This window comes from Pseudomonas sp. B21-040, from assembly GCF_024748695.1.
Lineage (GTDB): Bacteria > Pseudomonadota > Gammaproteobacteria > Pseudomonadales > Pseudomonadaceae > Aquipseudomonas.
Genome location: NZ_CP087176.1, coordinates 2,572,799 through 2,583,375, shown reverse-complemented (window position 1 = coordinate 2,583,375; position 10,577 = coordinate 2,572,799). Strand labels below are relative to the sequence as shown.

The following is a 10,577-nucleotide window of genomic DNA, read 5'->3' as shown; positions in this document are numbered from 1 at the left end:
GCCATCATTCCCCACTATTGGGGGGAGCCGGCGCGTGGTGTTCGACTACAACGGCGCATCCACGGCCAAGCCCTGCAGACGGCGGTATTGGCGTAAAACATCCGGCACGTAGCGCTGGGTTTCGGCGAACGGCGGGATCACCCCGCCACGGCTGAGCACGGCTTGCGGGCCGGCGTTGTAGGCCGCTACCGCGAGTGCGATGTCGTTGTCGAACAGGGTCAACAAACGCTTGAGGTATTTGGCGCCGCCCTGGATGTTGGCCTTCGGATCGTAGACATCCTTGACCCCCATCTCCCGCGCGGTATCGGGCATCAATTGCATCAGCCCGCCAGCGCCTTTGGCGGACGTTGCGTCAGCGTTGTAGCGGGACTCGGCGCGGATAACCGCGTGCAGCAGCGCAGCCGGTACTTCATTGGCCGTGGCTGCTGCCGAAACCAGCTCGGCATAGGGTTGTGCGGCGATCATCTGGGGTTGCTGATCGAGGCTGACAACAGCCGCCGTTGGCTCGTGAATGACCCGCTCATAGGTACGACCGGGACGGTGGACATTGGACAGCACGTAGCTGCCCTTGGCGTCCACGGAAACGAATACATCGGCCTGTGCGACACCGGTCAAAAACAGACATCCGATCAATCCAGCGGTGAGTGTTTTCATTGTTTTTCCTCCCCTGGCCGGCCCCAAAAAATGGGGATAATGCCCCAGTGGCCGATCGTAAATCAGCCATACGCAAGCACTGTGCCGTAAGCGCAAAAGGCCTTGGCACGGGGGGTCCAGAAGGTTGCCCAAGGCTGAGCATGGCAATTGCATAAATCTTTATTGCGACCCTTCTGCCGACTGTGTGAGGTCATCATGAATCAACGTCTGTGTTATGCCCCGCGTATGCAACGCGGGTTCACCCTGCTCGAACTGTTGGTGGTGCTGGTGGTGCTGGGGTTGTTGGCTGGCATCGTCGCGCCGAAATATTTCGCCCAACTGGGCCGTTCCGAGGTCAAAGTCGCCAAGGCGCAAATCGAAGGCCTGGGCAAGGCGCTGGATTTGTATCGCCTGGAGGTCGGTCACTACCCGTCGACCGAACAGGGCTTGCAGGCGCTGGTCACCGCGCCCAGCGATGAAACGCACTGGACCGGCCCTTACTTACAGAAAAAATTGCCGCAAGACCCGTGGGGCCGTAACTACACCTACCGCTATCCCGGTGAAAACGGTGAATACGACCTGTTGTCCATGGGCAAGGACGGACAACCCGGTGGCGAAGGCGAAAACGCCGAAATCACCAGCTGGCAATAACGGGGGACGACCATGCGCTTTCATCTCAAAGCCGTGGGTAAAGCCGGCGTGGTCTCGATGACAGTCGAGGCCCCCGGCCACAGCGAAGCCCGGCGCATCGTCGAGGACCAGGGCCTGCGGGTGGTCAGCCTGCATGCCGAGCGGCATTTCCTCTCGCTGCAGTTTCGCCAGCGCGAGACCTTCAACCTGGTGTTGTTCAGCCAGGAGCTGACCACGTTGCTCAATGCGGGCCTGCCGCTGATCGATGCGCTGGAAAGCCTGGCCGAAAAAGAAACCGCGCCACAGGCCCGTAAAACCTTAAGTGAACTGGTGCGCCTGCTGTATGAGGGCAAGTCGTTCTCCCAGGCATTGGGCCAGTTGTCGACGGTGTTCCCGCCGTTGTACGTGGCGCTGGTCCAGTCCAGTGAAAAGACCGGTGCCGTGGGCGAAGCGCTGGGCCGTTATGTCAGCTATCGCCAGCGCATGGACGAAGTCCGGCAGAAAATCGTCAGCGCTTCGATCTACCCCATGCTGTTGCTGGTGGTGGGAGGTGGCGTGGTGTTGTTTTTGATGGGCTATGTGGTGCCGCGCTTCAGCCTGGTGTTCGAAGGCTTGGGGTCGAACCTGCCGTGGATGTCACAAGTCCTGATGAGCAGCGGGATGTTCCTTCATGCGCACCAGGGCGAATTCTTCGGCGGGTTGCTGGCGCTCATCGTCGCCCTCACCTTCCTCCAGCGCCAACCGGCCTTTCGTCGGGGCGTCGACCGCCTGATCGAAAAACTCCCGGCAGTCCATCAACGCATCTTCATGTATGAACTGGCGCGCTTCTACCGCTCGCTGGGGATCTTGCTGCAAGGCGGCATTCCCCTCGTCACGGCCATGGGCATGGTGCGGGGCCTGCTCACCGTGGCCTCCCGCACACGCCTGGACGAAGCCTGCGAACGGGTGCGTGAGGGCCAATCGCTGTCGGCCGCGCTCGAGCTCAATCACCTCGTGACCCCAGTGTCCCTGCGCTTGCTGCGCGCTGGCGAGCAGTCCGGCAACCTCGGGCAAATGATGGAACGCAGCGCCGACTTCTACGACGAAGAAATCAGTCGCTGGATCGAATGGTTTGTACGACTGTTTGAACCGCTGCTCATGACCTTCATCGGCTTGTTGATCGGGGTCATCGTGATCCTGATGTACATGCCGATTTTCGAGCTGGCCTCCAGCATTCACTGACCCTCTGCAACAGGTTCGAGCGGTACGTTGCATTTTTTATCAACGATACAACTGAATAAATCTGAACGCTGGGGTGTTCATTAACTGAATCCAGCAGCACGTTGCATTGTTCATCAACGTTCCAACCCTGAACAAGAAGACGGAGAACGACATGCACATCAACAAGCTTTTACTTGCAGTAGCTATTGGCGCAGTCCTGTCGGCGTCTACCGTATTGATACCGGACAGTCTGTCCAGCATGTCGACCGCTCAGGCCAAGGATGGTGGTGGTGGTGGCGGAGGGGGCGGTGGTGGCGGTGGCGGTAGTGGCGGCGGTGGCGGAGGTCATGGCGGCGGTGGCAATGGTGGTGGCGGCGGCGGCAATGGTGGTGGTGGCGGCGGCAATGGTGGTGGCGGCGGTGGTAATGGCGGTGGCGGCGGCGGTAATGGCGGTGGTGGCGGCGGTAATGGTGGTGGCGGTGGCGGTGGCAACAGCGGTGGTCACGGTGGAAGCGGCAGTGGCGGCAGTAGTGGCAGTGGCAGCGGCGGCAACAGCGGCAGCAGTCACAGCGGCAGCGACCATGGCCCGGGTAATGCCGGCAACACAGCCTCCTCCAACTCCGGGCGCAATGGCACGCACGCCGAACCTGGCGACGATCATGGCGTTCATCGTGCCGGTGAAATCGGCGACGATCATGGCGTTCACCGTGCCGGTGAAATCGGCGACGACCATGGGGTTCATCGTTCCGGTGAAGTGTCCCACAACCAAAATGGCGCTCATCGCTCCGGCGAAGTGTCCCACAACCAAAATGGCGCTCATCGCTCCGGTGAAGTGTCCCACAACCAAAATGGCGCTCATCGCTCCGGCGAAGTGTCCCACAACCAAAATGGCGCTCATCGCTCCGGCGAAGTGTCCCACAACCAAAATGGCGCTCATCGCTCGGGTGAAGTATCCCACAACCAAAATGGTGTTCACGCCAATGGCGAAATCGGCGACGACCGTGGCGTACACGCCAATGGTGAAGTCGGTGATGACCGCGGTGTTCATGCCAACGGCGAAGTCGGTGATGACCGAGGTGTTCATGCCAACGGCGAAGTCGGCGATGACCGCGGTGTTCATGTCAACGGCGATGACAAAAGGACCTGATAACCACTAAGCCCAGGTCATCCACACATCAATGTAGGAGCGAGCCTGCTCACGATAGCCATATGTCATTCAACATTGATGTCGTCTGACACTCCGCCATCGCGAGCAGGCTCACTCCTACAGGGGGAACTGTGTGAGGCTTAGAGTCCGTCTTCAGTCTGATCCAGCCGCTCACGCAAAAACTCGATAAACGCCTGTACCGGCCGCGAACTCTGGCGGTGCAGCGGATAGACCGCCGACAACCTCAGCGGCTCAGGCCGAAACGCGTCCAGCACCGGCACCAGCCTGCCGTCCTTCAAGGCTGCACCGACGATAAACGTCGGCAAGTAAGTAATCCCCATCCCGGCAATCGCCGCGTCTTTGAGCAGTTCACCTCTTTATGCCTTCAGGGATAAAGATCAAAAGCCTGCTGCCTTGAACAACCCCACGCTCTCGGGCGCCAACTCTGTAGGAACAATCTCTCAACAAAAAAGGAAGTTTCTTTCGCTGTTTAAACCCCAGGACTTCAATACGCGTAAGACCATTCTGATTTTCTATACAAACATTGACGACTCGCCAAGATCGACACTAGGGTTTTAGTACGAAAAAGCCATCAACCCTAAACTAAGACACTTACACAGCTGACGCTATTCAAATCACCATGCTCACACTTACCACAACACACCTTATATCTGCTCACACTTACGCAAGGAGCGACCCATATGATCCCGTTAATCAAAACCGAGCAGTCAAAAATTTCAGAAAATGAGATATCTATATTAAATGGAAAAATTTCAATCCCAAAAAAATATTTACGAGAAAGGGCTTTTTTAGAGAACTCTAGCATCCTCGTCATCTCAGGCTCTTTGATCGAGGGAATTGGTACCATTCATTCCGATATCGACTGCATCATTTTGTGCGAACAACGACCTAAAGCAAGCAGCATAAAAAAATCCGAACACGCGCTGGTTACAGATATAAATTACCACTACATAACTCAAGACGAAGAAGTTCATAACACCACCAATTTTTATGGCGAAACAAGCATTCACATTGATGCTGATTACATAACATTTTCCGAATTGGAAAACATCATTACCAAAATTGAGACAGCATTTGATGAGATCTCTGACGATCAGCGGTTTCTCTATGGTCCAGTGCTGTCAAACACAGAGAACAACGTCATCCATCGATCATTGATTGGATACGCATTAGAAAACGAGGAAACATTTACCCAACTGAAATCCAGGATACCTGTAGAAAAACACATCTATGTCGCTCATCGTGAAAAACTCCCCGTATTTTATGCATTTCAAGATATCCAGGGTTGCTGGCAGTCGGGAAATCTTTGGATGGGTTGTGAAATAGCCCGGGACATGATGCTAAAAACAACAATGAGCTTCACCTACTTAACAGGCACAACAAACAAACACTACAAGTGGGTGTATTCAAATATCTTCAGAGTGGACGGATACGAAAGTATAAAAGCCAGCTTTTTCTCCTTATCCAGACGAGGTGCAATCACAGAAACTGAATGCAGATCATATATTGAAGACACGCTGATATACATGGACCAGGTATTTCTAGCCATTGAAGGACTTCTAAAAACGTCCAAAGTTTACCCATCAACACAAAAATCTCTTTCGGCCCTAGATAAAGAGTTCAACAAACGAAAACAAACCAAACACAAAATATCAACGTGCGAATACTTTTTCAGGAAAAAATATTTCGCTGCGAAGGGTACTCCACCTTTGATTAGTCTACTCAAACAGTGGGATTGAGGAGAGTATATTTTTCCAGCGCAACAGGCTTTATTTCACTTCAGGCCTTCATTGTATTTTTTAACGAACAGGGGCTGCCAGATATGGAAATTACCCGGATAGCCATCCCGCTGATATCTTCCAGAATAGGAGAGATGATTGCCTCACTACTTTATTTTTCGTTCATTGGACATTACATAGTTAATTCACTTAGTCATGCATCACTCGCATGGGCGCTGATTTCTTTTCTAACCGTGGTAGCAATCGGATTTTTCTCAGGTTCGCTGGTAACAATAGCTAGATCGACTAATCTAAATACGGACGAAATTGAAATCGAATTAATTACCTCATTTAGAATAGCAATATTCTTAGGGGTAATTATCGTTTTCGCTATAGTTTTGCTTGGCATCGTCGCATCGAGATCACTTACAGACAACGGGGAACTCGAAGGCATTAAAGCCTTACTAGCACTATCCCTTTCACTTCCCGCCATATACGCACAGATAGTTATCTTTAACTTTTTCAACGCAATAAAAATAACCAAATATGAACTGATATACACATGGGCATTCATTGCCACTCTCGCCTTAGCCTGCACACTATTAGTTTTGACAAACTCGAATAGCAATATTATTTATTTCGCCCTGACATACTCAGGCTTGAGATACTTTTTCGCTAGCATTGCAATCTTGCTTTTTAATTTAAAAATCCATCAACACATTTCAAAATTTAGACACTCACAACATATCGCAAAAACCATATATGTGAATTACTTCATCAAAGGCCTACCGATGGCAATTTGCTTTGGAGGCGAAAGCTTTTTATATTTCATGTTCTCTCTTATTTCAAAAACCATAGGCGACACGAGCGTATCGGCATATCAGGCATCGCTTCATTTTTTAAGTATCGTATATATGATCTCAATAGGAGTGGGAAACGCAACGGGAATTGTAGCCGCGCGGCACTATGGTCTACGAGAGTTCCGACTGTTGAGAGCGACCTATTCTGAGGGACTAAAGCTCGGACTATTAATATTGACTCCATTTTTACTAGCATGCTTTTTCTTAAAAGAAGACATATCAGCAATTTACACAAACGATGCGCCAACCAGACGATTGATTGAGGAAAACATTTTCATCGCGATCCCATTCTTAATATTTGAATACGTTTATGTCGTAACTCGAATGACTTTGAGAAGCATGAACGATTTTTGGATCCCTACGCTGCTAACTATATTTTCACTCAATGTTCTTGGACTAATAATTTCAATCGGACTGCTATCACTTTACGACTATAGCGTGCACTCCCTATTTGTAGCGCTAGTTTTTTGTTCATTTTGCCTGATGCTGCTTCTGCTCTGGCGGTTACGTAGCGTTTTAAAAAATAGCGGACAGCCAGTTAATCAGGAGTTAAGACAAGACACTAAATACATTTTTTAGACTAACTGTCTATTCTTCCACTGCTGAGAGGAGTTAACCATGCACCAGGAAAATCCCGCACTGCATTCCCTAAACCAGCGTACAAACTCCATCACAATAATCAGTGAGCATCATGGCTGGCGAACATTAAGTGGCGTACAAACAAACGATTATTACACTTATCGCAACGCCATACTCAATGGTTGTCATCTTCAAAGAGCGTCGTTCGAACTTCGACACCCTGAAGAAATGATTTGCGATTTAAGCAACCTCGACCCCATTTATAACGGCATGTCTGGTCAGGAAATCGTGCGCATATGGGACTACTTAAATTTAAGCACAAGAAAAATTTCGGCCACAGAGGCATGTAGAATCAATGGCGACGGCCTATCACCAGAAATAGCAATTTCTGGCCCATCAAAAACGCAACTTAGAATCTTAAAAAACAAGCTTGTTAACGAAGCATTTACGCGCACTCGTCGAGACGTGCCACCAGCCCTTATAAACAAAACCACCCGCGGCATTACTAAAAATCGGCCACTTATAAACACAAGCAACGAAACCTTAGAATTCCACAATAGATTTTGTGCTTTTTATAGTAAGTACATATCACACGACCATTGGGATAGCTGTTCCGTGCTCAACACCAGGTATATTTACGAAGACCATACTATCTGGTCGCAAATCGAAAAAATATCAACAAATAAACTTTTTTTACTCTCGGCAGGTTTACCGATTGCGCTTGGCTACTTGGCAGCAACCGGAGATTCCAATATTTTTTTCTCGGAGGTTCATCGGCAAAATGACTCTAGCCTATTGAGCCGAACTAATGCTTTCCAAGATATTTTCCCTCCTCTAACATCATCGAACGAACCATGGCTCATTATAGACAAAGCCTATACCGGAGGAAGCCTCAAGCAGGCAGCAAACACAATCAGGAAAAAACTTGGCTATCATATTGAGGTTAAAACTGTAGCGCTATTCCCTAAATCCTTCAGTGCCTTCATGAGCGCGGATTACGCCGTTTACGCCGGAAAACTATTTGAAGTAAAGTCTTGTGCTCCGAGATTAAACAGGAACCTGTGGCATATACAATTGATAATGGAAGAATCGACATGAGACCATTATTCAAGCATCAGTATATTGCCGAAATTGAGGAATGCCTTTACGAAGCGAGAAAACAACTGCGCCGTTACTGGGCGGGAACTCTGGCCGGCTTGCCCGTTGTCACCACAAATACAAAACACTGGAACGACTCACAGACACAGCATGACTTAGATTGTCAGAGAATATTATATGACTGCCTCTCCAATATAAGTTTTCGAATAACAATTTATTCCGAAGAAAGCACTTCAGCAACTACTTTTGGCGAAAATGAAAATTTCTACCTACTTATAGACCCTCTAGATGGAACACACAACGCAGTTTTAGGATTTCCAGCGTATACATCAAGCGTGGCTCTTTACCACCAAGATGCGTATATATTTGGCTGGATTTATGATCTATCAAGAGATTTGGTCTATACCGCTGCATTGGGCGAGGGATCCTACCTTCAGTCGCCGATCATATTGAAAAGACTTTATGCCCGCAACGTCAACCGTATAGAAGACATGCACATATCCTTCCATCGCCCAAAAGAAGATAGAGCAAAAAACACAATTCAAAAGCTTATATGGTCAGCTAGAAAAATTCGCATTTACTCATGCTCCTCACTAGAAATATGTCTCATCGCCGCCGGGGTACTTGACGCCTTTATTGATATCGATACACCAGGACATGAGCGTAGTTGTGATATTGCCGCAGCAGAGTTGATTTTAAGAGAAGCGGGAGGTGCTCTATTCGATAAAGCAGGAAACCCTAGACACTCCCTGCCTCCCTCACCGGCAGCCCTGTCAGACTCAGGAACTGTGATTGCCTTGTCCTCCCCAGAACTGATACGACTTATCTTGTAGTGTACGTTTAACTTAACTGGAGAAAACCATGCTATCCGAAACTGTGAGATTGAAACTTGAACTATTGTGCAATGGAGTTAATTTTTCTGAAGAGTTCTTAGAGGATTTCCAATCCCGAACGGAGCATATTGAAAAGAGGCGAGCTTACGGGACAGGAGATAGCATTATTCTCAACTCGATCACTCGCACTCCGCAAGAGATAATTTTAGGCGGACAGATTATTTGTGCTGCAAATTATAATCCAGACTCGAACTACCGGATCTCCTTAGAAGAACAAATTCCTGTCCTAAAGCTTGGAGATAACACTATTAAAATTACATTCCCCAAGAGACCTAAATCTTATGGAATGCACCTCAGCAATAGCGAATTATTTGAAAAACATATAACCGTATACGGAAATTCGACCCTCGGAATCTTTTCCCCGGGCCACTGTTATTACTTTAACACCGGTAGTGAATGCAAGTTTTGCTCCATGGGATCAGCAAGAGAATCATTATCAGACCATAAAATGCGAATAAAAGGTGATATCGCTGGTGAAGCTGTAGCTACCGCAATCAAAGAAGAGCACGGACGATATAAAAGGGTCCTATTAAACGGTGGAACGATTCCAAACTATGACAAAGGGTACTCAATACACTTGGATTTACTGGAGCGAGTAAAAGAATACAACCTTCAGAGCACCTTGGACTACCACTTGATTTCTATGCCTCCTAAGGATTTTCGCCTTTTTGATCGCTTTAAAAAAAATGGCAACAATATGTCGATGAGCATAGAAGTATTCAATCCAATTTTATTCAATGAAGTTTGCCCTGGAAAATCTCGAGATTACACTCGCGAACTATTTTTATCCGCTTTTGAAGCGGCTGTCGAAGTTCTAGGTCGTGGCAATGTATATGCAGGATTTGTCGCAGGGATGGAACCGCTGGAGTCAATCATTGAGGGCATTGAGTTTTTTGGGGAGATGGGAGTGGTACCTGCTGTAGCAGTATTTCACCCTGACGCAGGCTCTCAATACTCTAACCGACAGCGTCCATCAATAGACTTCCTGAAGAAGGTTGGGAAAACAATGTCGGATATATATCACAGAGAAGGATTTCAACCATTAATCGAAGGTAGTGGCAGAAACTCTTTAGATACTGAAGCCTACTTAGGGGGATTTGCATGAGCGGTTCATCTGGCCAACCAATATTTATCGCATTCGAAGGCACTGACGGAGCAGGAAAATCAACTATAGCGAGAGCAACTTTTGACAGAGTTTTTGAATCCCACTCAAAAATCGACTATATAGATAAAAACCGACCACCGGTATCATCAGGCTATACAGAGTTTCACATGTCTCGTCTACGTGAAGTTCTTTGGGATTATCCGGATAACGCCCCTCTGGACCAATTGGGTGATAGTCATTGGATAAGTTTAATATCCGCCTGGTTTCATGCCACAGACTATGCCGCCATCAGACCGCTAATAAGCTCCGGCATTAGTTGCATCGCTGATGGTTGGTATTATAAATACTTAGCACGCTTTTTACTTAAAGATAAAAACTTAGCTGAAGAAGCTTTAACAACATTCTCAACAATTAGAAAACCGGACGCCATCATTTTCCTGGATGTTGACCCCGCACTCGCAGCACAAAGAAAGGGTGCTTTCCGCCTTAGTGAGAGCGGCGCCTATGATGGCGGTAATGAAGACCGCCTAAAAAGTTTCATTGCGTATCAAAATAGGGTTCGATCCAGCTATGAGCAATGTGGAATGGCAAATTGTGTGAGGATCGATACGACCGACCTCTGTGAGGAAGCTGTGCTTGATAGAGCGGTTAGTGCGGTACAGAGCGTACTCAACGAGATATAGGATTCGAGTG

The 10,577-nt window shown here is 48.5% G+C and carries 10 protein-coding genes and 2 pseudogenes; 9 read left to right on the top strand and 3 right to left on the bottom strand.

Annotated elements, in window-relative coordinates; all coding sequences use genetic code 11:
• Positions 1-45: 45 nt before the first annotated feature.
• The gene (locus LOY55_RS11890) at positions 46-654 is read right to left on the bottom strand and encodes a lytic transglycosylase domain-containing protein (protein WP_046027981.1); all 609 of its coding nucleotides are present in this window, start codon (positions 652-654) and stop codon (positions 46-48) included.
• Between the two features lie 195 nt (positions 655-849).
• Here LOY55_RS11890 and gspG point away from each other — a divergent pair, with 195 nt between their 5' ends.
• From gspG to LOY55_RS31025, 3 genes and pseudogenes are all read left to right on the top strand, one after another.
• Complete coding sequence (gspG, locus tag LOY55_RS11885) at positions 850-1,284, top strand: type II secretion system major pseudopilin GspG (protein WP_109787776.1); 435 nt, start codon at positions 850-852, stop codon at positions 1,282-1,284.
• A 12-nt stretch (positions 1,285-1,296) separates the two neighbouring features.
• On the top strand, positions 1,297-2,484 hold the full coding sequence (locus tag LOY55_RS11880) for a type II secretion system F family protein (RefSeq protein ID WP_223524211.1): 1,188 nt from the start codon (positions 1,297-1,299) through the stop codon (positions 2,482-2,484).
• Between the two features lie 151 nt (positions 2,485-2,635).
• Positions 2,636-3,280 (top strand): annotated as a pseudogene (locus LOY55_RS31025) (hypothetical protein); the annotation flags it as partial.
• 470 nt (positions 3,281-3,750) lie between these two features.
• On the opposite strand, the pseudogene LOY55_RS11870 reads toward LOY55_RS31025, so the two are convergent.
• Positions 3,751-3,984 (bottom strand): annotated as a pseudogene (locus LOY55_RS11870) (LysR substrate-binding domain-containing protein); the annotation flags it as partial.
• 327 nt (positions 3,985-4,311) lie between these two features.
• On the opposite strand from LOY55_RS11870, the gene LOY55_RS11865 reads away from it, so the two are divergent.
• Positions 4,312-5,370, top strand: a complete 1,059-nt coding sequence (locus LOY55_RS11865) for a hypothetical protein (RefSeq protein ID WP_223524885.1) — start codon at positions 4,312-4,314, stop codon at positions 5,368-5,370.
• Positions 5,371-5,563: 193 nt separating this feature from the next.
• On the opposite strand, the gene LOY55_RS11860 is transcribed toward LOY55_RS11865, so the two are convergent.
• The gene (locus tag LOY55_RS11860) at positions 5,564-5,923 is read right to left on the bottom strand and encodes a hypothetical protein (protein ID WP_258668380.1); all 360 of its coding nucleotides are present in this window, start codon (positions 5,921-5,923) and stop codon (positions 5,564-5,566) included.
• A 217-nt stretch (positions 5,924-6,140) separates the two neighbouring features.
• Between LOY55_RS11860 and LOY55_RS11855 the strand changes: the two genes are divergently transcribed.
• From LOY55_RS11855 to LOY55_RS11835, 5 genes are read left to right on the top strand one after another with little or no spacing between them, the layout of a single operon-like run.
• Positions 6,141-6,788: an MATE family efflux transporter gene (locus LOY55_RS11855; RefSeq protein WP_223524886.1), complete on the top strand. Its 648-nt coding sequence runs from the start codon at positions 6,141-6,143 to the stop codon at positions 6,786-6,788.
• Between the two features lie 39 nt (positions 6,789-6,827).
• Positions 6,828-7,886, top strand: coding sequence for a hypothetical protein (locus LOY55_RS11850; protein WP_223524883.1), 1,059 nt, complete (start codon positions 6,828-6,830; stop codon positions 7,884-7,886).
• Entirely contained in the window at positions 7,883-8,719 is an 837-nt protein-coding gene (locus LOY55_RS11845) for an inositol monophosphatase (RefSeq protein ID WP_223524881.1), read from the top strand. Before LOY55_RS11850 ends, LOY55_RS11845 begins: the two co-directional genes overlap by 4 nt.
• 28 nt (positions 8,720-8,747) lie before the next feature.
• On the top strand, positions 8,748-9,884 hold the full coding sequence (locus LOY55_RS11840; protein WP_258667998.1) for a radical SAM protein: 1,137 nt from the start codon (positions 8,748-8,750) through the stop codon (positions 9,882-9,884).
• Positions 9,881-10,567, top strand: coding sequence for a thymidylate kinase (locus LOY55_RS11835; RefSeq protein WP_223524877.1), 687 nt, complete (start codon positions 9,881-9,883; stop codon positions 10,565-10,567). The genes LOY55_RS11840 and LOY55_RS11835 overlap by 4 nt, the downstream gene beginning before the upstream one ends.
• Positions 10,568-10,577 lie beyond the last annotated feature (10 nt).